19 protein-coding genes are annotated in these 24374 nt (G+C 57.0%); 14 read left to right on the forward strand and 5 right to left on the reverse strand.

The features are described 5' to 3' along the window. Position 1: 1 nt before the first annotated feature. Entirely contained in the window at positions 2-661 is a 660-nt protein-coding gene (locus tag AUC61_RS21330; protein WP_243248121.1) for a GntR family transcriptional regulator, read from the reverse strand. Positions 662-933: 272 nt separating this feature from the next. On the opposite strand from AUC61_RS21330, the gene xdhA reads away from it, so the two are divergent. The 4 genes from xdhA (at position 934) to guaD (ending at position 7162) form a co-directional block, all read left to right on the forward strand. Beyond that, entirely contained in the window at positions 934-2388 is a 1455-nt protein-coding gene (xdhA, locus tag AUC61_RS21335) for a xanthine dehydrogenase small subunit (protein WP_243248122.1), read from the forward strand. Next, a complete protein-coding gene (gene xdhB / locus AUC61_RS21340) occupies positions 2381-4846 on the forward strand; it encodes a xanthine dehydrogenase molybdopterin binding subunit (protein WP_243248123.1) in 2466 nt (821 codons plus the stop codon). Before xdhA ends, xdhB begins: the two co-directional genes overlap by 8 nt. Next, complete coding sequence (gene xdhC / locus AUC61_RS21345; RefSeq protein WP_243248124.1) at positions 4843-5682, forward strand: xanthine dehydrogenase accessory protein XdhC; 840 nt, start codon at positions 4843-4845, stop codon at positions 5680-5682. Before xdhB ends, xdhC begins: the two co-directional genes overlap by 4 nt. A gap of 166 nt (positions 5683-5848) precedes the next feature. Further along, positions 5849-7162, forward strand: coding sequence for a guanine deaminase (guaD, locus tag AUC61_RS21350; protein WP_243248125.1), 1314 nt, complete (start codon positions 5849-5851; stop codon positions 7160-7162). Between the two features lie 56 nt (positions 7163-7218). Here the strand turns inward: guaD and AUC61_RS21355 are convergent, their stop codons facing one another. Together AUC61_RS21355 and uraH are read right to left on the reverse strand one after the other, a co-directional pair. After that, complete coding sequence (locus AUC61_RS21355) at positions 7219-11277, reverse strand: dermonecrotic toxin domain-containing protein (protein ID WP_243248126.1); 4059 nt, start codon at positions 11275-11277, stop codon at positions 7219-7221. Between the two features lie 168 nt (positions 11278-11445). Then, positions 11446-11799, reverse strand: a complete 354-nt coding sequence (uraH, locus tag AUC61_RS21360) for a hydroxyisourate hydrolase (protein WP_243248127.1) — start codon at positions 11797-11799, stop codon at positions 11446-11448. 349 nt (positions 11800-12148) lie between these two features. On the opposite strand from uraH, the gene puuE reads away from it, so the two are divergent. The 6 genes from puuE (at position 12149) to AUC61_RS21390 (ending at position 17821) form a co-directional block, all read left to right on the forward strand. Beyond that, positions 12149-13078 (forward strand): allantoinase PuuE, encoded by a 930-nt coding sequence (gene puuE / locus AUC61_RS21365; RefSeq protein WP_243248128.1) that lies wholly within the window; start codon positions 12149-12151, stop codon positions 13076-13078. Then, positions 13075-13590: a 2-oxo-4-hydroxy-4-carboxy-5-ureidoimidazoline decarboxylase gene (uraD, locus tag AUC61_RS21370; protein WP_243248129.1), complete on the forward strand. Its 516-nt coding sequence runs from the start codon at positions 13075-13077 to the stop codon at positions 13588-13590. The genes puuE and uraD overlap by 4 nt, the downstream gene beginning before the upstream one ends. Before the next feature lie 42 nt (positions 13591-13632). Continuing rightward, on the forward strand, positions 13633-14628 hold the full coding sequence (gene alc / locus AUC61_RS21375; RefSeq protein WP_122665627.1) for an allantoicase: 996 nt from the start codon (positions 13633-13635) through the stop codon (positions 14626-14628). A gap of 119 nt (positions 14629-14747) precedes the next feature. Continuing rightward, positions 14748-15251, forward strand: a complete 504-nt coding sequence (locus AUC61_RS21380) for an ureidoglycolate lyase (RefSeq protein WP_243248130.1) — start codon at positions 14748-14750, stop codon at positions 15249-15251. Positions 15252-15296: 45 nt separating this feature from the next. Then, positions 15297-16586 (forward strand): urate hydroxylase PuuD, encoded by a 1290-nt coding sequence (locus AUC61_RS21385; RefSeq protein WP_243248131.1) that lies wholly within the window; start codon positions 15297-15299, stop codon positions 16584-16586. Between the two features lie 449 nt (positions 16587-17035). After that, entirely contained in the window at positions 17036-17821 is a 786-nt protein-coding gene (locus AUC61_RS21390) for an outer membrane protein OmpK (protein WP_243248132.1), read from the forward strand. A gap of 133 nt (positions 17822-17954) precedes the next feature. Here the strand turns inward: AUC61_RS21390 and AUC61_RS21395 are convergent, their stop codons facing one another. Continuing rightward, entirely contained in the window at positions 17955-18170 is a 216-nt protein-coding gene (locus AUC61_RS21395) for a hypothetical protein (RefSeq protein ID WP_243248133.1), read from the reverse strand. Positions 18171-18187: 17 nt separating this feature from the next. Beyond that, entirely contained in the window at positions 18188-19096 is a 909-nt protein-coding gene (locus AUC61_RS21400; RefSeq protein ID WP_243248134.1) for a DUF808 domain-containing protein, read from the reverse strand. Positions 19097-19251: 155 nt separating this feature from the next. On the opposite strand from AUC61_RS21400, the gene AUC61_RS21405 reads away from it, so the two are divergent. The 4 genes from AUC61_RS21405 to AUC61_RS21420 all read left to right on the forward strand — a co-directional run bounded on the left by AUC61_RS21405 (position 19252) and on the right by AUC61_RS21420 (position 24199). Further along, a complete protein-coding gene (locus AUC61_RS21405) occupies positions 19252-19857 on the forward strand; it encodes a TetR/AcrR family transcriptional regulator (protein WP_243248135.1) in 606 nt (201 codons plus the stop codon). A 498-nt stretch (positions 19858-20355) separates the two neighbouring features. Further along, complete coding sequence (locus AUC61_RS21410; protein WP_243248136.1) at positions 20356-21987, forward strand: methyl-accepting chemotaxis protein; 1632 nt, start codon at positions 20356-20358, stop codon at positions 21985-21987. Between the two features lie 238 nt (positions 21988-22225). After that, entirely contained in the window at positions 22226-23059 is an 834-nt protein-coding gene (locus AUC61_RS21415; RefSeq protein WP_243248137.1) for an ion transporter, read from the forward strand. 141 nt (positions 23060-23200) lie between these two features. Next, a complete protein-coding gene (locus tag AUC61_RS21420) occupies positions 23201-24199 on the forward strand; it encodes a sulfate ABC transporter substrate-binding protein (RefSeq protein WP_243248138.1) in 999 nt (332 codons plus the stop codon). Positions 24200-24374 lie beyond the last annotated feature (175 nt).

Below are 24374 nucleotides of genomic sequence, written 5' to 3' on the forward strand. Positions count from 1 at the left end.
ATCAGCCCGCTTCCAGAGCCGAGAGCACCAACTGACAGCTGCGTTGACCGTAATCGGTCAATACGCTGCGAACCCGCGCCGTATCACGAGCAACCACCGCCTCAAGCAGTTGCTCGAACAACGTCAGGTAGTCGCGCATCTCGGCTTTGCGCTGGTCGAGCGCCAGATAGTAGCTGCGGCTCATGGACGGTTGCAGGTTGTCGACGGTTTCCTGCAGATACGGATTGTCGGCAAACGGATAGGCCGCACGCATTACGTTGAAGCTGTCCTCAACGAAGGCTTTTACGTCCTGACGATCATAACTGCCAATCAGACGCTGCTGGATTTGCAGGAAGGTGGCCAGATCGCTCTGATGCTGCCACCTTTCAGCAACCGCAATGCCCAGCAGCACATACAATTCAGTCATCAACGTGCACAGGCTCTGCACGTTGTGCGCGTTGAGCACTGTAACCTGCGCGCCACGACGCGGCAGAATTGCCACCAGATGACGGCGCTCCAGAATCAGCAATGCTTCGCGCACCGAGCCGCGGCTGACGTTCAACGCCTGCGTGACTTTTTGTTCCTGAATGCGCTCCGCGGGCTTTAGTTCGCCACGAATGATGCGCTCGGCAAGGTGGTGAGCAATTTGCTCGGCGAGGCTGTCCGGAGCCTTGAACGTCATGTTGATCCCAAATGCTGGTTATAACCAAGCGGCGCAGTGTATCTCAACGAAGGCCAATGGCGCAGGGCCATACGGGTGGAAACTGGCACGAAATAAGCAAAACGTTCAACAGATCATGTCAGTTCGTCGCATTTTCAACGCGTTATAACCGGCACCCGATCTAAAAACGACACTTCCTGACCTAAGAGTCAGAAACAAATTGACCGAAAAGTCAGACCTGATAAATTCGACCTTATGTTCGATGACAAGCAGTAACGCGTAGAGGACCTTCCGTGATCCAATTTCTCTTGAACAATGAGCTGCGCACCGAACATAACCTGGACCCTAATCTGACGGTTCTGAACTACCTGCGCGAACAGCTGCACAAATCCGGCACCAAAGAAGGCTGCGCCAGTGGCGATTGCGGTGCCTGCACGGTAGTTATCGGCGAACTGCAAACCGCGCAGAACGGTCAGGACAGCTTGCGTTATCGCAGTTTGAACTCGTGCCTGACCTTTGTTGCGTCATTACACGGCAAGCAGTTGATCAGCGTTGAAGACCTCAAGCATCAAGGCAAGCTGCACAGCGTTCAGCAAGCCATGGTCGATTGCCATGGTTCGCAGTGCGGCTTCTGCACGCCCGGCTTTGTGATGTCGTTGTTCGCCCTGCAGAAGAACAATGAACACGCTGACAGTCATAAAACCCATGAGGCACTTGCCGGGAATCTCTGCCGCTGCACAGGTTACCGCCCCATTCTGGAGGCTGCCGAGCAGTCGTGCAGCCAACACCAGCCCGACCAGTTCGATGCGCGCCAGGCACAAACCATCGCCCGGCTGCGCAGCATTGCGCCGACGCAAACTGGCGAACTGAACGATGGCGACAAGCGTTGCATGGTGCCGCAGACCGTGGCCGATCTGGCGCAGTTGTATGAAGCCAACCCGCAGGCGAGGCTGTTGGCTGGCGGGACTGACCTGGCACTTGAAGTCACTCAGCTCCACAAGCCGCTGCCGGTGATGATTTACGTCGGCAACGTCGCCGAACTGAAGCGCATCGAACACTTTGACGATCGACTGGAAATCGGCGCCGCTACGCCGCTGACCGATTGCTACGCGGCCTTGAATGCCGAGTACCCGGACTTTGGCGAACTGCTGCAGCGCTTCGCCTCTTTGCAGATCCGTAATCAGGGAACGCTGGGCGGCAACATCGGCAACGCATCACCCATTGGCGATTCCCCTCCTCTGTTGATCGCATTGGGCGCGCAGATCGTACTGCGCAAGGGCGACACTCGCCGCACCCTGGCGCTTGAAGACTACTTCATTGATTACCGGGTCACGGCACGCCAGCAAAGTGAGTTCATTGAAACCGTTATTGTGCCCAAACCTGGAGTCGGTCGAACGTTCCGCGCCTATAAGCTTTCCAAGCGCCTGGATGACGACATTTCAGCCGTGTGCGCAGCCTTTAACCTGCAAATAGAGGACGGCATTATTGTCGACGCGCGGGTTGCCTTTGGTGGCATGGCGGCGACTCCCAAACGCGCATCGGCCTGCGAACGGACACTGATTGGCGCACCCTGGACATCTGCAACCATCGAAGGCGCGTGTAAAGCCCTGGCCGAGGATTACACGCCACTGTCAGACTTTCGCGCCAGCAAGGAATATCGCCTGCTCAGCGCGCAAAACCTGTTGCGCAAATACTTCATCGAGTTGCAGACACCCCACCTCCAGACGCGGGTGACGGCTTATGTCTAATCATTCAGTCATCAAGTCACAGGCCGAAATGATCGCCCTGTTTCAACAGGACCTGACCACTGGCGTTGGCCGCAGCGTCAAACACGACAGCGCCGATAAACACGTGTCCGGCGAGGCTGTGTACATCGACGACCGCCTTGAATTCCCTAATCAGTTGCATGTGTACGCGCGCCTTTCGGACCGTGCTCATGCCCGGATCATCCGCGTCGATACTGCTCCTTGCTACGCGTTTGATGGCGTACGGATTGTCATTACTCACGAAGACATTCCCGGCCTGAAAGACATCGGCCCTCTGTTGCCCGGCGACCCACTGCTGGCCATCGACAAGGTGGAGTTCGTGGGCCAGCCGGTGCTCGCCGTCGCGGCTCGCAGCCTCGACATCGCGCGCCAGGCAGCCATGGCCGCCGTGATCGAATACGAAGACCTCGAGCCGGTTCTGGATGTGGTCCAGGCGTTGCGCGACAAACATTTCGTGCTCGACAGTCACACTCACAAACGTGGTGACTCAGCTGCTGCACTGGAGACTGCCGAGCATCGCCTGCAGGGCAATTTGCACATCGGCGGCCAGGAACACTTTTATCTGGAAACCCAGATATCGTCAGTAATGCCCACCGAAGACGGCGGCATGATCGTGTACTGCTCGACCCAGAACCCCACTGAGGTGCAAAAACTGGTCGCTGAAGTGCTGGACGTTTCGATGAACAAAATCGTCGTCGACATGCGCCGCATGGGCGGCGGTTTTGGCGGCAAGGAAACCCAGGCGGCGAGCCCGGCCTGCCTGTGTGCAGTGATCGCGCGCCTGACCGGGCAACCGACCAAAATGCGTCTGCCGCGTATTGAAGACATGCTGATGACCGGCAAGCGCCACCCGTTCTACATTGAGTACGACGTCGGCTTCGATGACGATGGACGCCTCCAGGGCATTCAACTGGATCTGGCAGGTAATTGCGGTTACTCGCCGGACCTCTCCGCCTCGATTGTTGACCGCGCGATGTTTCACGCTGACAACGCCTATTACCTGGGTGAGGCGACGATCAATGGCCATCGCTGCAAGACCCACACAGCGTCAAATACGGCCTATCGCGGCTTCGGCGGCCCGCAAGGCATGGTCGCTATTGAAGAGGTCATGGATTCCATCGCCCGCTACCTGGGCAAGGATCCGCTGGCTGTGCGCAAAGCCAATTACTACGGCAAGACCGAGCGCAACGTCACCCACTACTACCAGACTGTCGAGCACAACCTGCTGGAAGAAATGACTGCCGAGCTGGAACAAAGCAGTCAATACAACGAGCGTCGGGAAGCAATACGGGCCTTTAACGCCAGCAGCCCGATCCTGAAGAAAGGCCTGGCGCTGACCCCGGTCAAATTCGGCATTTCCTTCACCGCCAGCTTTCTCAATCAGGCTGGAGCGCTGATCCATATCTACACCGATGGCAGCATCCACTTGAACCACGGTGGCACCGAGATGGGTCAGGGCTTGAACGTCAAAGTCGCACAAGTAGTCGCCGAGGTGTTTCAGGTCGACGTTGACCGGATTCAGATTACCGCGACCAATACCGACAAAGTACCTAACACTTCGCCAACGGCCGCTTCCAGCGGTGCAGACCTGAACGGCAAGGCAGCGCAGAACGCGGCCGAAATCCTCAAGCAGCGCCTGGTGGAATTTGCTGCAAAGCACTTCGAGGTCGAAGCGACAGACGTAGAGTTTCGCAACGGGCACATTCGGGCTGGCGAACAGATTGTGTCGTTCCAGGCATTGGCACAACTCGCATGGATGGGGCAGGTGTCGCTGTCCAGTACCGGTTACTACAAGACGCCAAAAATCTTCTATGACCGCAGTCAGGCACGGGGTCGGCCGTTCTACTACTTCGCCTTCGGCGCCGCCTGCAGTGAAGTGATCGTCGACACGCTGACCGGCGAGTACAAGATGCTGCGTACAGATATCCTCCACGACGTGGGCGCATCCCTGAACCCGGCTATTGATATCGGCCAGGTCGAAGGCGGCTACATTCAGGGCATGGGCTGGCTGACGACTGAAGAGCTGGTGTGGAACGATAAAGGCAAGCTAATGACCAACGGTCCTGCGGGTTACAAGATTCCGGCAGTCTCTGATATGCCGCTGGACCTGCGCGTCAAACTGGTGGAAAACCGCAAGAACCCGGAAGACACCGTGTTCCACTCCAAGGCTGTGGGTGAACCACCGTTCATGCTCGGCATCTCGGCCTGGTGCGCGATCAAGGATGCAGTGGCAAGCCTGGCTGATTATCACCATCAACCGCAGATCGACGCGCCTGCCACGCCGGAACGGGTGTTGTGGGGGTGTGAGCAGATGCGTAAGACCGAGTCGCACTTATCGCGGGCAAGCACCGCTCCCACATCAGATCGCGGTTCCCTGTGGGAGCAGAGCTTGCTCGCGATAAGTTCGACACCGGTGGTAAGCCCGGAGGCAAAACCATGAACAACTGGATCAGCGCCCTCTCCGACCTGCAAACCCGGGGTGAAGCCTGCGTGTTGGTCACCATCATCGAAGAGCGTGGTTCAACGCCGCGCAATGCCGGTTCGAAGATGGTGGTCAGTGCAGAGCAGATTTTCGACACCATTGGCGGCGGGCATCTGGAATACAAAGCCATGGAAATCGCCCGTGAAATGCTGGTCAGCGGTAACCAGAATACTCGACTGGAGCGCTTCAGCCTCGGAGCGAGCCTTGGCCAGTGCTGCGGCGGCGTAAACGTGTTGCTGTTTGAGCCCATGGGCCAGCCCCAGGCGCAGATCGCGGTGTTTGGTGCCGGTCATGTGGGCCGGGCGCTGGTGCCTTTGCTGGCCAGCCTGCCCTGCCGGGTGCGCTGGATCGACTCCCGGGAGCAGGAGTTTCCCGCACAGATCCCCACTGGCGTGCGAAAGGTCCTGGCAGAAGACCCACTGGATGAAATCGATGAACTGCCCAGAGGCAGTTATTGCATCGTCATGACCCACAACCATCAACTGGATCTGGAACTGACTGCCGCGATTCTCAAGCGTGGCGACTTTGCTTATTTCGGCCTGATCGGATCGAAGACCAAGCGGGTCAAATTCGAACACCGGCTGCGGGATCGCGGCATTGATCCAGCATTGGTCCAGCGCATGCGTTGCCCGATGGGCCTTACCGAAGTCAAAGGCAAGTTACCCATCGAAATCGCGGTATCGATTGCCGCCGAAATCATCGCCACCTACAACGTCAATTTCGGCCAGCACGGCGCGAGCGCCGAACCCGTTGCCAAACTGCTGCCGGTTTCACGCCGCAGTCAGGCGCAATGACAGCCGTGCTGTTGCGCTGCACGCTCCCCTGTAGGAGCGCACGAGCAGCGCGAGGCCGCGATTGCGTTCTACCTGACACACCGCCATCGCGGCCTCGCGCCGCTCGTGCGCTCCTACAGAAAGTATTTCAAATCAAGATCGCTGCGTTTTGTTTGACAGGACCTCTATGAACCCGAGTAAAAAAGCCTACCGAGCCGCCATCCTGCACAGCATCGACGATCCGGCCGAAGTCGGCATCGAAGCGTCTTACCAGTACTTCGCTGATGGCCTGATGCTGGTCGAGGACGGCAAGATTTGCGCCCTTGGCGACGCAATCGAACTGCTGAAAACACTTGGTGACGACGTCGAAGTGACTGAGTACAAGGACGCTCTGATCACTCCTGGGTTCATCGATACGCATATCCATCTGCCCCAGACCGGCATGGTCGGTTCCTACGGCGAGCGCCTGCTGGACTGGCTCAACACCTACACCTTCCCTTGCGAAAAACAGTTCGCTGATCCGGTGCATGCAGCCGAGGTCGCGGACATTTTCCTGAAAGAATTGCTACGCAACGGCACCACCACGGCACTGGTGTTTGGCAGCGTGCACAAAGAGTCAGTGGAGGCATTCTTCGCGGCGGCAGAAAAACTGAACCTGCGGATGATCGCAGGCAAGGTGATGATGGATCGCAATGCCCCGGACTACCTTACTGATACGGCAGAATCGGGCTACGCCGACAGCAAGGCACTGATTGAACGCTGGCACGGCAAAGGCCGCTTGCACTACGCGGTCACGCCCCGTTTTGCGCCGACCAGCACCCCGGAGCAACTGACGCTGGCGGGGAAACTGCTCGCCGAGTATCCCGACGTGTACATGCAGACTCACATCAGCGAAAACGTCGAGGAAGTGCAATGGGTCAAGGCCCTGTTCCCCGAGCGCAGCGGCTATCTGGATGTGTATGACCATTTCAAACTGCTGGGCGAGCGCTCGGTGTTTGCCCATGGCGTGCACCTGTGCGACGCCGAATGCGCACGCCTTGCCGAAACAGGTTCGGCCATTGCGTTTTGTCCTACTTCAAACCTGTTTCTGGGCAGCGGCTTGTTCAACCTGCCCATGGCGGAAAAGCACAAGGTCAACGTCGGCGTGGGCACTGATGTAGGCGGCGGCACCAGCTTTTCGATCCTGCAAACCCTCAACGAAGCCTACAAAGTCATGCAGATGCAGGGCGCCAGACTGAGCCCGTTCAAATCGCTGTACCTGGCCACCCTGGGCGGCGCTCGGGCGCTGCGTCTCGATGATAGGGTTGGCAGCTTGAAAGTGGGCAACGAAGCGGATTTTCTGGTGCTGGATTACCACGCCACGCCGCTGCTGTCCTACCGCTTGAAACAAGCCAAAGACATCGCCGAGACAGTGTTCGTGCTGATGACACTGGGGGATGACCGAACGGTACGCGAGACGTACTCGGCCGGGGAAATGGTGCACAGCGCACGAACGTCCTAAGTGGCGAGGGGCTGACATCGCGCCGGCACGACGCGATGTCCCGTACCTCAGGTCATTTAGCGGGTGCTTATCGAGAAGTCATCGGACAGGCGGATGACGAAAACCTGCGTGCCATGGCTGGACTGGCTGACCACATTGGTTCCCCCCATGAGTTTGATGACTTTGCCTTGTTGCGCAGCCTGCTCAAGGATCTGCGCGATGGGTTGACCGGCGTGATTTGCCGTCAGAAGCCCCACCAAACCGTCTCCTTGCGCGGTGCTGAAGGGCTCTGCAGCCGAGACTGTCGTCAGCGTCGAGTTTTGCGCGCGGCGAAGATAAAGCAGGTAAACCTCGTCCTGCCCGGCTCGCCGAAACGCAATGAAATCACGTCCACCCGCTTTCAGTTCGTTGTGAAGAATTGTGTAGCCGTTACGGCCCAATACGTCACTCATCAAGCCCCGAAGCCCGGCCGAACCTGCTCCGCCCCCAGCATCGGAAACGAGCCTGATCAGCCACTCGACGGTCACGGGATTGTCGGTCGCAAAATCAAGACGCTCAAAAGTATGCAGCGAACTCTCGTAGCTGATATTCCAGCGCCAACGCGCGCCACTCTCCCAGACCGGCTGCGCTTTGTTAAGCATCAGCAACGGGTCGTTCAAATGCGCCAGTGGCGCGCCGTGACCTGCTCGCCAGGCATTCAGGGTTGCCTTCACATTGATCATCCGTGTTGCAGTGATGGTCGAGGTGGAAGTGTCGGCCAGTTCGTACAGTTTTTGCGCCAGGACAATATTTGTTATATCGGTAAATCCCGGGCGTGCTTCAGCGACATAGGTCTCGATTCTCCTGTTGAACAGCGGCCCTTCGACCGCCCACTGCCCAGTCGCAGGCTGATACTTTGCCATCAATGGCTGAGCATTGGGGTTACGCCGAAGCACTTCACTGAGTTCCGCAAAGTTACGGCAAGGAGCCTGAGTAGACGGGTTACGAATGAACGCGGTGTTAGTACGGCGTTGCCCGCCTGCTGGCAGTATTTCGTAAAATTTCTGGCCGATACGGATCAGGTCATAGTCGTGAGTGAAGTCGAGCCGAAAGACAGGCGGGTTGAAGCTGACCTGGTCCATGAGTGTCAGGTTATCGACTGTTTTTTCCCAGCCCGTCCATGCATCCACGCTGGTGTCAGGCCGCGACGGGCCGGCAACAGGCTGGGGAGGACGACGGTCAGGTTCGACCTGCGGCGAATCAGGCTCCTTGCGCTTGACCGGTACAGGTGCGGCCAGCGCCTCTTGCGGTCGACGGTATTGCTCAGCCCAATCCGGCAAGGTTTTGGTCTTGCGGTAATGCTCGGCCAGCAGCAATTCCATACGCTGCTGTTGATCGGCAGGAAAAGCAAACTGATCCAACAGTTCACGAGCACCCTTGCGGTTAGAAACGCTACCACGGGCTTCGACCAGCAGTATTTCAGCGACGAACGAACGTCCTCCCGCCCTGAGGCCGACATCGGTGTGGTAGACCCATTGTCCCCCAAGCTGCCGCACAGGCGCTTCGTAGCCATGCGCCGCGCTTTTCTTGAGGCGCAATGTCTGTTCGCCCGGTCGTCGGTAGACCTGATAGGCCTTGCCCTGGCGATAGATAAAAAGCTCACCGTCTTTCAGCCAGGTACCGGCATCGCGCCCCACTTGAGGCACTGCGTTGAGCAGGGATATATCAGTTTCATAACCGATGAAAGGTTTGACGACATAAGAGCGGCGGGCCATTGAGGGCAGCGGGCGGGTCAGCCCGGCGGCCTGACGCAAGCGGGTGGCACGACGCGCAAGGATTGCGAGCGCGGTCACGGTGGAGCCTGCGGGGATGACTGAAAGCAACACGTCCAGCATTGAAATCAAGGTGCTCCCTGCCAGCAGCAGCCCCTCATCAAGATGGCCTTCACGAAAAGCCTTCGCCGAGGCGTGACCATCGCTCCAGCCGTCCTGCACGCTGAACAGCACACCAAGCCCCGGAACGAAGGAAATCACGCCTCTGAAAAACAGCAGGTACACCCCGTTGCGGCGCTCGTTGGCCTCGCCCTTGAGATCATGATTGCTGCGCGCTACCCGGCGGGAATGCTCATACAGCAGGTCTTCACGTAAATGCAGCTGCTGTTCACTGAGCAACAGGTCGAGGGCAGGCACTATCGCGATGAAACCTTCGAAGCCGCGCCGCAATGCCTCATGGATGTAGCCCTCTGCAGTTTTATGCTCGCTGGCCTCTTCAACGCAGGAAGCCAGCCAGGCGACCCGGGCAGGCAGACGCAGCAGGCTGCTGATCAGGCGTTGGCGAGCATCCTGCACACTGTCGGTCTCTATGAAGCATTCACCGTCCGGCACGTTCGGCAAATAGACCAGAACCTTGCCGCTGGCCGGATGTTCGATGACGCTCAAGCCTTGCAATGTCCGGGTGCTGCGCGCTCCTGTGACGGCCTGACCGGGCTTGAACACCAATCGACTGATATAAACCCCGGCAGCGCTCAGTGTCGACGTGGATCTGGCGCGCGCGGCCTGGTTAAGCAGTGCATACCCCGCCACACTCAAACGCCCGCGCTGTCGGGCGCAAAAACCGTCGAGCACGATTTGCTGCTCATAGGCACCGAGCATCAATTCAGCATCGCTGGAAGAGGCCGGTGAACGCAGGCGAAACACAGAGCGCAGAAGCGTGCGGTATTGCCCGGCGACGTCAAGCTGCGGCACGATCCTGAGCAGGTAATCACCGTTGATTCCTTGCAAGCCTGATAGTGTTGGCGACGGCGGATAAGACACTCTCACCATGCCCATGCGGGCTTTGGTATGTTCGTCCTTGTCATCGAAATTCTGACGGGCCAACTCTGACAGGCTTGACTGAACCCGTGCCTCGCTGGCTGTCCAGGGTTTGTGATGCAACGGGCTGCCATACTGCGGATCGATGTCGACGTGCTTGTGGACGCTTTTCGGGAGATCGATCACCAGTTGATCCGTATCGATATCCAGCCCCAGATCCTGCTTGACCCGCGCACTCACACACCGCGCGGTAAAGACCTCGAAGGTCGGCAATCGCGCCTCCAGGCTGGATTCCAGGCGCGCCGCCGCAGCGTGAAATTCGATCAGCTTCTGTGCGTAGTCCTGTCGGACTTCCAAAGATGCGTTGAGCAACCAGGCGGGTAGCTGCGGCACCAGCTCGGCTGTTCTCTGCTGTTCGGCGATCAGGTCGATGGCTCGCTCACGTGCTTCGTCGAGCGCAACGCCCATGGCGTGGGCCAACTCCCGATGCAGCCTGGCCAGCGTTTCTCGCTGCGCCATGCTCGCCTCGCCAGTCCGCGCCTGTTGAGCGTGGCTGTCAGCTTCAAACACCCTGAGTTGGCGGCTCACGCCATAGAGAACAGGCTGCATCGTAATGACTCGGGTAGTCAGCTTGATCGGGGCGGCCATCGCCGATGTACGCTGTGCGTCACTGACATGCTGCCAAAGACTGACTTCGTCGCCCGCCCCCAACGTGAACACCAGTTGCTCCTTCAAACCCTGCAATGAAGCAAATTTTTGCAGCCCACCCTCCAGCCCCGGCACGAACAACAAGGCAGGCTCGTCAAGCGCCGGATTCTTCAGGGACTGTTCTGTGCTGACAATAAACGCACCATTAAAAACGACAGGTTCCTCCGGATCACCCAGGCCGACCTCAAGGTGTACCACGTTGTCTTCGGGCTCATCGGCAAGCCCCAGCGCGTATTGAAGCGCCTGCAAATCAGCCGGGCTCAGTGTGCCCTCGCAGACCTGCAATTGCGCTTGAGCCAGCAACCCGGCCTGACGTTGTTCAACCAGTTGTGGTGTGACTGCCAGGAGCACTTCGTTGCTGATGTGATCCGCTCGATCCAGCGCCTCCAACAGACTGTTGACTGCCCGAGCAGCGCCGTGAAAGCGGCTGCGCCAGCTTTGGTAGGTATTAAGGGCATCGAGCTGCTCACACGCGCTCCCCACGTAGTTCAAAATACGCTGCAGGTGCTCAGTAATCCGGGATTGATTCAGGTCTTCGGGGAAGCTCGGCGGGAGGCTGTCGAACACCACCAGGTCGCGGACCAGGCCGGTCCATTCGTCACTGGTTACAGGGACGGCTGTCGTTTGTGAGTCATTCACTGGGTCATGCTCCATTGATCAAAGTCGCTGGAGCTTGAAGAAGCGCAGGCCTGCAAAGGGACTACATATTTATCGCGTGTTGACCGAAGTGCATTTTAAAAATTAACAGCATCACCATGAGGTCGGCATTGCGGGGCTAAAGCAAATCCTGCTGGAGCCAGCAAGTGGTCAACTGCCGCGATAGGTCGAATAGCTGTAGGGGGAAATCAGCAGCGGCACATGGTAGTGCTCCTGCTCCGCGTCGATCCCGAAGCGCAATACCACCACATCCAGAAACGCAGGTTCAGGCAGCGTTACGCCCCGCGCCCGGTAGTAATCGCCGGCATGAAACTGAAGTTGATAGACCCCGGACCGATACGCATCCCCTTGCAACAGCGGCGCATCGCAGCGGCCATCGGCATTGGTTGTGGCAGAAGCCACCTTCACAAGGTTCAAGCCTTCGACCCGGTAGAGTTCGATGGCTATGGAGCTGCCGGGACAACCATGAGCAGCGTCCAGAACATGCGTCGTCAATTTACCCATTGCAGATCAGCGCTCCATCCTGAGAATTGAAATCCGGTGACCGCACCATTTGAGTGCCCGCGCCCCCAGAGAGATACCGAATTAAGACACTTTCGTAAAAAGCTGTACACAATTAAAAGCACTGCGCTCATGCACAGCACCACTCAAACCCTGTGCGATCCCGATTCAACGGGACTCAAGGAATTAATTGGAGTTTTCCACGATATTCTGACCAGTCAGGCAAGTTTCTTGCACGTCTCTTGCAAAGTAACCAAGGCCACCGGCCTTTAGAACAGAGTGACAAACGGCCAGATGCTTTGTATACAATCCCGTTATCGTCTCTGTCCCCCCGTCCATAAGGAAGACTGCAGTGAGCGCTGACTATCCTCGCGACCTGATCGGTTACGGTAGCAACCCGCCCCATCCACGCTGGCCGGGTAATGCGCGCATCGCACTGTCCTTTGTGCTCAATTACGAGGAAGGTGGCGAGCGCAACATCCTGCACGGTGACAAGGAGTCCGAAGCGTTCCTGTCCGAAATGGTCTCGGCTCAACCGCTGCAGGGCGAGCGTAACATGAGTATGGAATCGCTTTACGAGTACGGCAGCCGCGCAGGCGTGTGGCGCATCCTCAAGCTTTTCAAACAATTCGATATCCCGCTGACGATCTTTGCCGTGGCGATGGCTGCCCAGCGTCATCCGGACGTCATTCGCGCGATGGTTGCCGACGGTCACGAGATTTGCAGCCACGGTTATCGCTGGATCGACTATCAGTACATGGATGAAGCCAAGGAGCGCGAGCATATGCTCAAGGCGATCCGCATCCTCACCGAGATCACCGGCGAACGCCCATTGGGCTGGTACACCGGCCGCACCGGCCCCAACACGCGACGGCTGATCATGGAAGAAGGCGGTTTCCTTTACGACTGCGATACCTATGATGACGACTTGCCCTATTGGGAGCCGAACAACCCGACTGGCAAAGCGCATCTGGTGATCCCGTACACCCTGGACACCAACGATATGCGCTTCACCCAAGTGCAGGGTTTCAACAATGGCGATCAGTTTTTCCAGTACCTCAAGGACGCTTTCGACGTGCTGTACGCCGAAGGAGCCGACGCGCCGAAAATGCTTTCCATCGGTTTGCATTGCCGCCTGATCGGTCGCCCGGCACGGCTGGCCGCTCTCAAACGCTTCATCGAATACGCCAAAAGCCACGAGCAGGTCTGGTTTACTCGACGGGTCGACATTGCCCGTCACTGGCACGCAGAACACCCTTATCAGCCGGAGAACGGACAGTGAGCCGCTTCCAGTCACTGCGACCTTCAACGCTGAGTCGGGATCAGTTCATTGCCGCGTTTGCCGACATCTATGAGCATTCGCCGTGGGTCGCTGCCGCCGCTTACGATCAGGGTCAGGTTAACGAACTGGACGATATCGACGCACTGCATGCGCGCATGAGCCGAATACTTCTTGACGCCGACCGCGCGCAGCAACTGGCGCTGATCAATGCTCACCCGGATCTGGCCGGTAAAGCCGCTGTGCAAGGCCAGTTGACCGAAGCCAGCACCAGCGAACAGGCGGGGGCTGGCATTCATCAGTGCACAGCTGAAGAGTTTCAGAGATTCACCGCACTCAACAACGCTTACAAAGCCCGATTCGCCTTCCCGTTCATCATGGCGGTCAAAGGCAGTAACCGGCATCAGATACTCGCAGCATTTGAAACCCGCATTGATAATCCGGCCGACGCCGAATTTGCGTGCGCGCTGGCCGAGATCAACAAGATTGCCCTGTTTCGTTTGCAAGCCCTCTAACCGCCCACCCAGGCCACTGATCAAAAAGGCAGACCTAAAAGAATGAAAGCTTACGCCGCACCCTTCGAGAAGTTCGTCAACCTGGCCGATGCGCGCCTGGGCACTAAAATCCTGTCCGTGACCGACGACTGGTTCGCCGACGCCAACCGCCTTTTCCAACCGACTCCGGCGGTGTGGAAAGAAGGTGTATTTGACGACAACGGCAAATGGATGGACGGCTGGGAATCGCGTCGCAAGCGTTTCGAGGGTTATGACAGCGCAGTGATCCGGCTCGGCGTGCCGGGTTCGATCAAGGGTGTGGATATCGATACGTCGTACTTCACCGGCAACTACCCGCCTTCTGCCTCGCTGGAAGCGTGCTTCCTGGCCAGCGGCGATCCGGACGAGAACACTCAGTGGACTGAAATCCTGTCCGCCGTGGAACTGAATGGCGACAGTCATCACTACCACGCAATCAACGCCGAACAAGCCTTCAGCCATCTGCGTTTCAACATCTATCCCGATGGCGGCGTTGCGCGTCTGCGCGTGTACGGCGTGCCGTTCCGTGACTGGTCAGCCGTAGGCGAAACCGAACAGATTGATCTGGTCTCTGCCCTTAACGGCGGTCGCGCCCTGGCATGCTCGGATGAACATTACGGCAGCATGAGCAACATCCTCAACCCAGGTCGTGGTGTGAACATGGGCGATGGCTGGGAAACCGCGCGTCGCCGTACGCCAGGTAACGACTGGGTGATCATCGCTCTGGGCCATGCCGGTGAAGTGGAAAAAGTCGTGGTTGATACCCTGCACTTCAAAGGCAACTACCCGGATAGCTGCTCCATTCAAGGCGCATTCGTCAAAGGCGGCACCGACAGCCAGATCGAAACCCAAAGCCTGTTCTGGCGTGAACTGCTGCCAAGCCAGAAACTGAGCATGCACGCCGAGCACGAGTTCGCCGAGCAGATCAAGGCGCTGGGGCCGATCACCCATATCCGTCTGAATGTATTTCCGGATGGTGGCGTGAGTCGTCTTCGGGTGTTGGGTAAAGTTTCGAAGTAACGTATTACCTGTAGGAGCTGCCGAAGGCTGCGAAAGCGGTGTGTCAGTTGAGTCGCCTTCGCAGCCTTCGGCAGCTCCTACAGGGCCTTGATCAATTCCAAAAGAACAGAAGACCCAGCATGCGCACACTGACCATCGAGCCGTTAACCAAAGAAGCTTTTGCCCCTTTCGGTGATGTCATTGAAACCGACGGCAGCGATCACTTCATGATCAATAACGGCTCGACCCAGCGTTTTCATCGTTTGGCAGAAGTGCAAACTGCAACGCCGGACGATAAGGCAATCATCAGTATCTTCCGTGCCGAGGCGCTGCAGATGCCGTTGATCATCAGCATGCTGGAGCGCCATCCGCAGGGCAGTCAGGCGTTTGTGCCGCTGCTCGGCAACCCTTTTCTGATCGTGGTCGCGCCCATTGGCGATGAACCTGAATCAGAGCTGACCCGCGCTTTCGTTACCAACGGCAGGCAGGGTGTTAATTACCATCGCGGCGTCTGGCACCACCCGGTGCTGACGATCGAAAAGCGGGATGACTTCCTGGTGGTTGATCGCAGTGGAAATGGCAACAACTGCGATGAGCATTTTTTCGCTGAGAGCCAGAAGCTGGTTCTCGACCCCCACCCGTAAGGGCCTGAACGTCCGACAAGTGACGCAAGGCGAAAGGTAAGCACCGTGGAAGCACATTTGATGGAATGGCTGAATCTCAGCGTGCGCTGGATTCACATGATTGTCGGCATCGCCTGGATCGGCGCATCGTTCTACTTTGTCTGGCTGGAAAACAACCTGAACCGGGTCAACCCGCGCGAGGGTCTGTCCGGGGATTTATGGGCCATTCACGGTGGCGGCATCTATCACCTGGAGAAATACAAACTTGCACCGCCGACCATGCCGGAGAACCTGCACTGGTTCAAATGGGAAGCCTATTTCACCTGGCTGTCGGGCGTTGCACTGCTGTGCGTGGTGTTTTACGCCAACCCAACCCTTTATCTGCTTGCACCGGGCAGCAGCCTGTCTGGTATTGAAGGCGTTGCGTTAGGGCTGGGTTCGCTGTTCGTCGGCTGGTTCGTTTACAGCTTTCTCTGCGATTCGGCGCTGGGCAAACGCCCCGCCCTGCTCGGCCTGATTCTGTTTGTGCTGGTGATTGCTGCCGCCTACGGTTTCAGCAAAGTGTTCAGCGGTCGCGGTGCTTATCTGCATGTCGGCGCGATCATCGGCACGATCATGGTCGGCAACGTGTTCCGCATTATCATGCCCGCCCAACGAGCCCTCGTTGCCGCGATTGCCGAGAACCGCACACCAGATCCTTCATTGCCCGCCAAAGGCCTGCTGCGTTCACGCCACAACAACTACTTCACCTTGCCGGTGCTGTTCATCATGATCAGCAACCATTTCCCGAGCACCTACGGCAGTCCGTACAACTGGCTGATCCTGGCCGGGATCGGCGTGCTGGCGGTACTGGTCCGCCATTATTTCAATACGCGACACAACAGCCATAAATTCGCCTGGACCCTGCCCGTCGCCGCTCTGGGCATGATCTGCCTGGCGTATGTCACCGGTCCCGCGTCAATGCCCCAACCCGCTCAAGCCGCGAAGATCGAATATCAGCCACTCCCAGGCACAGCCATTGGCGGCTATCGACATGATGAAGTGCGGCCAGCACCGCCAGAACCGGTTGCCGAGGTTGCAGCTGCCAGTCCAGGTGTGGACTTCGGGAAGGTACAGAGCGTGATTCATGAACGCTGCACCGTCTGCCACTCTGCCAGGCCCACCAGCCAGCTGTTCAGCACTGCACCTGCCGGTGTGATGTTCGACACTGCAGAGCAGATAAAACAAATGGCGCCGCGCATTCAGGCTCAGGCCGTTACCTCGCAGATCATGCCGCTGGGCAACATTACCCAGATGACTCAGCAGGAGCGGGAGTTGATTGGAGCATGGGTGACTACAGGTGCGCAGACCCACTGATCTCTGGCCGAACTAACTGTAGGAGCTGCCGAAGGCTGCGATGGCAATCTTCCTGATACACCGCCATCGCAGCCTTCGGCAGCTCCTACAGCAAGCCAATGAAACTTCCACGCACGCCCCACAATTGCTCGCCCTGCCCTGTCCCAGAGCACTTGCACGAAACTTCCCCAGCCAATATCCTCCGCCGCCGCGTTAAAACCAGCCACGTTGCAATGCTGACTGAACAGACAACTAACTGACCGACCGGTCAAGAGTCATGTTTTCTGAAAAAAGCCTCCATTGACTGCAAAAAATGCAGTCGATAGCGCTTTTGTGCGCTTTTCAATCAGCGTTGGCTCAGCTCTTGCTATGTAGTCAAAGTTGACCAAACAGACATGTTTTAACTGCGGAAAAGGTGCCTACAAAAGAGCACCCAAAAAGACCATATCGATCCATCAGGGGAGCATTGAATGAACCGTATTATTTCCAGCGCGATAGTTGCCGGCAGCCTGCTGGCGTCCGGGCAAAGCATGGCCGACGGCTTGCTGCAATGGCAGAGCAACAGCCTGACTTATCTGAACGGTCGCGACTTCGCAGTCAACCCGTCAAACCAGCAAACCTTCACTTTTGAACATGCTGACGGCTGGAAATACGGCGATAACTTTCTGTTCATCGACAAGATTTTCTACAACGGTAAAGGCGACGCTACTAACGGCGATAACACCTACTACGGTGAAATCTCCCCGCGCCTGTCCATGGGCAAGATCTTTGGTCAGAAATTCGAGTTCGGCCCGATCTCTGATGTCTTGCTGGCGGCCACTTACGAGTTCGGCGAAGGCGACAATGAGTCCTACCTGATCGGTCCAGGCTTTGACCTGAATATCCCGGGCTTTGATTACTTCCAGTTGAACTTCTACAAGCGTTACACCGATGGTCACCGTGCAGGCTACGGCGCCTGGCAGGTCACTCCCGTCTGGTCCTACACGATCCCGGTGGGTAAATCCGACATCCTGATCGATGGTTTCATCGACTGGGTGGTAGACAACAAGTCCGATCACAACGGCGAATACAAATCCAACGTGCACATCAACCCACAGATCAAGTACGACCTGGGTAAGGCAATGAGCTTGCCTGAGCGCCAACTGTATGTAGGTATTGAATACGATTACTGGTCCGACAAATACGGCATTGAAGACACCAAGTTCTTTGATACCAACCAGAACACCGCAAGTTTGCTGGTGAAAGTGTTCTTCTGATAAACATACGAAATCTGTAGGAGTGAGCTTGCTCGCGATAAATGATTACGCGGTATGTCTTCTGGCTGCGTCTCATGCATCGCGGGCAAGCCTCGCTCCCACAGAAATTTCGTGAGCCCAGAGTTTTGCGTACCTACTCCCACGGCAACGGCTTGCCGGCCCGCACTTTCGCATTGATCGAACGCAACAATTCCAATGGATCACGCTCGGTTTGCGCGTGGCTTTGCTCATCGACCCAGGTCGAGACCTGCTTGCGATCCAGATTGGGCCGCAAATGCAGGATCTCTACCAACTGCCGCTCACATTGCTGGGCGTACGCGACAACACTTGAAAACAGTGGGCTATTCATTCAAGTCGACCAGCCATTCAGGCCCTGATAAGTTTCCAGACTTTCCCCACCGCCGTGACCAGCAGCAGGACCAACGCACCAGCGATGATACCGGCGACTGCGTCCAGCAGAGTAGGCACAACCATCGAAAAACCACCGACCGCTTGGGCCGCATGCTCGGTTACGCCCTCAATCCAGTGATGAGCAACAGGCACACCATGGGTGAGAATCCCGCCGCCGACCATGAACATGGCGGCAGTCCCTACAATCGACAGAATTTTCATCAACACAGGGGCCAGCCACAGCAGGCCTGAACCAATACGTTGAACGGCCGTTTTGGCACTTTTCCTCAGATAAAGGCCAAGATCGTCCAGCTTCACAATGCCCGCCACCAAACCGTAAACGCCGACAGTGATCAAGACTGCAACGATCACCAGCACGCCAACCTGATCAAGAAACGGTCGGGTGGACACGACGCCAAGCGCCAGCACGATGATTTCTGCGGAGAGGATGAAGTCAGTGCGAACCGCACCTTTGATCCGCTCCTTCTCAAATGCAACCATGTCCACGTTTTTATCAGTCGCAGCTTCCTTACGTTGTTGACGCTGCTGCGCGGTCTCCGGATGCAGCCATTTGTGGGAGATTTTCTCGAAGCCTTCGAAACACAGGTAGGCGCCGCCAATCATCAACAATGGCAAGATCGCCCACGGTGCGAAGGCGCTGATCAACAGTGCGGCAGGCACCAGAATCGCTTTATTGATCAGGGATCCCTTGGCGACTGCCCATACCACGGGCAATTCGCGGTCGGCAGAAACACCGGTGACCTGTTGCGCGTTGAGTGCCAGGTCATCCCCAAGCACCCCGGCGGTTTTCTTTGCAGCCAGAGAGACATCGTCGAGCAGCGTCGCGATGTCATCCAGAAGGGTCAGCAAGCTTCCAGCAGCCACGGTCAATATCCTTGAGCAATCGTAAGTGATCACTATAGAGGTACCGTAGCGCAATTGATTCACCATCAACGTTGCGCAAATGGCTAATCTTGAGAGGCCCGTGAAGCCGGTGCTACCATGCGCAACCGCCTATCGGGCAAGGAAACCTCTGGTTTATGAGCAGTATTCGCGAGCGCAACAAAGAGCTGATCCTGCGTGCAGCCAGTGAGGAGTTCGCCGACAAAGGCTTTGCCGCCAGTAAAACCAGCGATATAGCAGCGAAGGCTGGCGTACCCAAGCCCAACGTCTATTACTACTTCAAGTCAAAGGAAAACCTCTACCGCGAAGTGCTCGAAAGCATCATCGAGCCAATCCTGCGGGCCTCCACGCCCTTCAATCGTCATGGCGTACCTGCCGAGGTGCTCAGCGCTTATATTCGCTCGAAGATACTCATTTCTCGCGACCTGCCCTTCGCCTCCAAAGTGTTTGCCAGCGAAATCATGCATGGCGCGCCACACCTGTCTGCGCAGCAGGTGGAGCAACTCAACGGCCAGGCCAAACACAATATCGAGTGCATCCAGGGCTGGATCGACGACGGGTTGATTGCCCCTGTGGACCCTCATCACCTGATGTTCACGATCTGGGCCGCGACCCAGACCTACGCCGATTTCGACTGGCAGATATCGACCGTCACCGGCAAGACGAAGCTGGAAGACAGTGACTACGAAGCCGCCACCCAGACGATTATCCGGCTGGTGCTAAAGGGCTGCGCCCCGGATTGAATAGGTCTTGTAGGAGCTGCCGAAGGCTGCGAAGGCACTGCTCCTGACAGACTGCTGTTCGCAGCCTTCGGCAACTCCTACAAAGGGATGTACGAAAGACAACTCCATTTCCCGCAGACAACAAAAAACCCGCCGAAGCGGGTTTTTTGCATGACCATTCCAACATCCTGTCAGTAGCCGTCCTGGCAATGGTCGATCATCCCTGATCCCGAAGCGCTTCCTTCGCTGCGGTTATGGATCCAATGTACTGCGCAAATGTGACCGTTAGAAGAGCGGAACTCCCCTCTTCGTGTAAGCCTTTCGCTATACCGAACGACATTTCGAGAAAATTCCTACCGACGGCTCAGGTTTATCCTTTCAGCGCCGACATCCACTTTAGTAGCGATAGGCTAGACGGCAAGCATCAAAAGGCTATCATCGGCTCAGGACTCGCCTTCACTGCGAACCCATGGCGCAAAGCGTTCGAAACAATAAAAAAATAAAACGGAGCAACCGGTCATGACTATGCGCAGCTTATCCATCAGCCGAAGACTCTGGCTGATCCTCGTCGTCTCCGTACTGATGCTGTTTATCCTGGCAGCCGCCATGCTCAAACAGGTGCATACGGATCTTTATGCCGCCAAGGCGGAAAAGACCATGCACGTGGTGCAGAGCGCCAGTGGCATCCTGGAGTATTACCAAGGATTGGAAACAGCAGGCGCGCTAACCCGCGATGCAGCCCAGAAACAGGCGCTGGATGCTATTCGGGGCATGCGCTACAACAAGGACGATTACTTCTGGATCAACGATATGCGTCCAGTGATGATCATGCACCCCATGAACGCCAAGCTGGTCGGTCAGGATTTGTCGGCGATAAAAGACCCGGACGGTTTCGCGGTGTTCAACGAAATGGTTGCCGTGGCCAAGGAAAAAGGCGCAGGCATGATCCAGTATCGCTGGCCCAAGCCAGGCGCCAGTGAGCCAGTGCGTAAAATCTCCTACGTCAAACTGTTCGCGCCTTGGGGGTGGATCCTGGGCTCAGGTGTGTACGTCGACGACGTTAAAGCAGAATTTCAGCAGCAGACAATCAATGCAGCGCTGTTTAGCCTGGCAATCATCGCGGTCATGGCCCTGCTGGTGATCCTCATCGCGCGCAGCATCGTCCGCCCTCTTCGCGATTCAGTACAAGCCATGGCCAATATTGCCAGTGGTGAAAGTGATCTGACGCGCACCCTGGAAACCCAGGGCAACGACGAAATCACTCAACTGGCCAGACATTTCAACGCCTTCACCGCCAAACTGCGCGGCGTCGTCACCCAATTGCAAGCGTCTGCCAACGGCCTCGAAAAGGCATCCTCCGACCTGGGCATCAACGCTGAACAAGCTCAGGCTCGCAGCCAGCAACAGTCGCAGCAAATGGAGCTGGTGGCCACCGCCGTCAACGAGGTGACCTATGGCGTTCAGGATGTAGCCAAGAATGCAGAGCATGCCGCCAACGAAATGCGCGACGCCGAATCTCAGGCACATCAGGGCCAGGTCAACATCGACAGCAGCCTGCGCCAGATCGATCATTTGTCCGGCACGATCAATCAAGCGGTGGAAGTGATTCGCACGCTGTCTTCGGAAAGTACCCAAATCGGCGGCGTACTTGAGGTGATCAGCTCGATTGCCGAGCAGACCAACCTGCTGGCGCTGAACGCCGCGATCGAAGCGGCTCGGGCCGGGGAGCAAGGACGTGGCTTTGCGGTGGTGGCCGATGAGGTTCGCTTGCTGGCCCAACGCACCCAAAAGTCGACGGCCGAAATTCAGGGCATGATCGAGCGCTTGCAGACTCATTCTGATGCAGCGGTAAAAGTCATTGCCGACAGCAGCCGCTCGTCGCAGCTGACCATCGAGCAGGCCAATCAGGCCGGGCAAAGTCTGACGTCGATCAGCCAGGCGTTGCGCAACCTCAACAGCCTCAATGCATCGATTGCCAGCGCGACACTGCAGCAATCCCATGTGGTTGAAGACATCAACCAGAACGTTACCCAGGCGGCACAACTGTCGCAAAGCACCGCTATTGCAGCCGAGCAGTCCTCGGGAGCAAGCGCGCACTTGCGTGAGATGAGCGAGCAGTTGAATGGTTTGTTGAGGCAGTTCCGGGTTTAGCAACGGGCGCAAAAACCTGTGGGAGATTTCATGTTCGTGTGCAATCTCCCGTGGGAGCGAATTCATTCGCGAAAGGGACGGTACATCCGCAGCTTATGTATCGTCTGAAATACCGCCTTCCCGAATAAATTCGGTTCCACAGGTCCATCATGAGTTTGAGACCATAGCCAACCTGTGAGTGCAGGCCGGCCCCTGAAAATCTGCGTAGACTGCTCCGATCTTCAATTCGGAATCCATCATGGACAGCACCATCAGCCGCCGCGAACAGTTACGCATTGTCATCTTCCAGACCGATACCCCTGCCGGAAGGCGCTTTGACAAGACGTTGCTGGTGGCCATCCTTTGCAGCCTGATTGTCGTCGTTCTCGACAGCATTCCCGCCGTCCATACCCACTACGGAAACTGGCTGGCATACGCGGAATGGGCGTTCACTGCGGTATTCATCGTTGAATACCTGCTGCGCCTGTATTGCTCGCCACAGCCCATGAAATACGCATTTAGCTTCTACGGGCTGGTGGACCTGCTGGCTATCGTGCCCGGCATCCTCGCGATCTATTACAGCGATGCCCAATACCTGCTGATCGTGCGGGTAATCCGGATGCTGCGGATTTTCCGGGTACTCAAACTCAGCCCCTATCTGAAACAGGCCAATTACCTGCTATCGGCGCTGCGTGGCAGCAAACAGAAGATCATCGTGTTTCTGCTCAGCGTCTCTACACTGGTGGTGGTATTTGGCACGCTGATGTACGTGATCGAAGGTCCCGAGCATGGCTTCACCAGCATTCCGAAAGGCATCTATTGGGCCATTGTGACCCTGACCACCGTGGGCTACGGCGACATTGTGCCCAAAACGGCAGTCGGCCAGATGCTCTCGGCACTGGTGATGATTACCGGTTACTCGATCATCGCCGTACCCACCGGGATCTTCACTGCCGAGCTGGCTACGGCCATGCGCGGCGAACAGCTCAAGCACGACTGCCCGGTGTGCGCCAAGAACAGTCACGAACACGGCGCGGCGTTTTGCTCGCGCTGCGGCAACGCGCTGTTCCCGCGGGTTGAAAATAAGGCATAAGCAAATGCCTTTTAAGTCTTTAAGGGCGCATGCCTGCCCGGCTATAGTCGCGGGCACTAAGCCATTAACATCCGGCCATCAACATCTGGCCACCAACATCTGGCCATCAATGTCTGTAGATCCACAAAAAGGAATTGCGCAGTGAACAAACTTTTCGCCGCTTCGTTACTGGCCGCTGGCCTGGCTTTCGGCAGCGCGGCCCACGCCGCCCCGACCTTGCTCAACGTGTCGTATGACGTTATGCGTGACTTCTACAAGGACTACAACGCTGCGTTCCAGAAGCACTGGCAAGCCGAGCACAAAGAAAACATCACTGTGCAGATGTCGTTTGGTGGCTCCAGCAAACAGGCACGCTCGGTGATCGACGGCCTGCCTGCTGACGTCATCACCATGAACATGGCCACCGACATCAATGCCTTGGCCGACAATGGCGAGCTGGTTCCCAAGAACTGGGTGACCCGCCTGCCGAACAACAGCGCACCGTTCACCTCGGCCACCGTGTTCATCGTCCGCAAAGGCAATCCAAAAGCGTTGAAGGACTGGCCCGATCTGATCAAGGACGGCGTAGAAGTCATCGTGCCAAACCCGAAAACCTCGGGTAACGGCCGCTACACCTACCTCTCGGCATGGGGCTACACCCTGAAGAATGGCGGTGATGAAGCGGCTGCCAAGCAGTTCGTGGGCAACCTGTTCAAACACGTACCGGTTCTGGATACGGGCGGCCGTGGCGCAACCACGACCTTCATGACCAACCAGATCGGCGACGTGCTGATCACCTTTGAAAACGAAGCGGAAATGATCGCCCGCGAGTTCGGCCGTGACCAATTCGAAGTGGTCTATCCTAGCGTGTCCGCAGAAGCCGAACCGCCAGTGAGCGTGGTTGATAAAGTCGTCGACAAGAAGAACAGCCGTGCTGCAGCCGAGGAATACCTGAAATACCTGTGGTCCCCGGAAGGTCAGGAAATCGCCGCCAACAACTACCTGCGTCCACGCGACCCAGCGGTATTGGCGAAATACACTGATCGCTTTCCGAAGGTCGACTTTCTCTCTGTAGAGAAGACCTTTGGTGACTGGCGCACCGTGCAGAAAACCCACTTTGCTGATGGTGGGGTGTTTGATCAGATTTATACCGGTAAGTGATTCAGCTGGTTTGAAATGAAAAACGGCGACCTTGAGATCGCCGTTTTTTTGTCTGAAGAAGCACAACCGCACGGTAGGAGCGCGCCTTGTGTCCACAACACACCGCTGTCGCGAAGCATACATAGGACCTGTAGGAGCTGCCGAAGGCTGCGATCGCGGTGTACCAGGTGAAATG

Origin of the sequence: Pseudomonas maioricensis (assembly GCF_022790535.1) — a bacterium.
Lineage (GTDB): Bacteria > Pseudomonadota > Gammaproteobacteria > Pseudomonadales > Pseudomonadaceae > Aquipseudomonas > Aquipseudomonas maioricensis.

Excerpts from the sequence above, each read along its gene's own strand:
- AUC61_RS21330 (WP_243248121.1), bottom strand. The coding sequence starts at position 661 with ATGACGTTCAAGGCTCCGGACAGCCTCGCCGAGCAAATTGCTCACCAC.
- xdhB (WP_243248123.1), top strand. The coding sequence starts at position 2,381 with ATGTCTAATCATTCAGTCATCAAGTCACAGGCCGAAATGATCGCCCTG.
- xdhC (WP_243248124.1), top strand. The coding sequence starts at position 4,843 with ATGAACAACTGGATCAGCGCCCTCTCCGACCTGCAAACCCGGGGTGAA.
- guaD (WP_243248125.1), top strand. The coding sequence starts at position 5,849 with ATGAACCCGAGTAAAAAAGCCTACCGAGCCGCCATCCTGCACAGCATC.
- uraH (WP_243248127.1), bottom strand. The coding sequence starts at position 11,799 with ATGGGTAAATTGACGACGCATGTTCTGGACGCTGCTCATGGTTGTCCC.
- alc (WP_122665627.1), top strand. The coding sequence starts at position 13,633 with ATGAAAGCTTACGCCGCACCCTTCGAGAAGTTCGTCAACCTGGCCGAT.
- AUC61_RS21380 (WP_243248130.1), top strand. The coding sequence starts at position 14,748 with ATGCGCACACTGACCATCGAGCCGTTAACCAAAGAAGCTTTTGCCCCT.
- AUC61_RS21390 (WP_243248132.1), top strand. The coding sequence starts at position 17,036 with ATGAACCGTATTATTTCCAGCGCGATAGTTGCCGGCAGCCTGCTGGCG.
- AUC61_RS21395 (WP_243248133.1), bottom strand. The coding sequence starts at position 18,170 with ATGAATAGCCCACTGTTTTCAAGTGTTGTCGCGTACGCCCAGCAATGT.
- AUC61_RS21405 (WP_243248135.1), top strand. The coding sequence starts at position 19,252 with ATGAGCAGTATTCGCGAGCGCAACAAAGAGCTGATCCTGCGTGCAGCC.
- AUC61_RS21410 (WP_243248136.1), top strand. The coding sequence starts at position 20,356 with ATGACTATGCGCAGCTTATCCATCAGCCGAAGACTCTGGCTGATCCTC.
- AUC61_RS21415 (WP_243248137.1), top strand. The coding sequence starts at position 22,226 with ATGGACAGCACCATCAGCCGCCGCGAACAGTTACGCATTGTCATCTTC.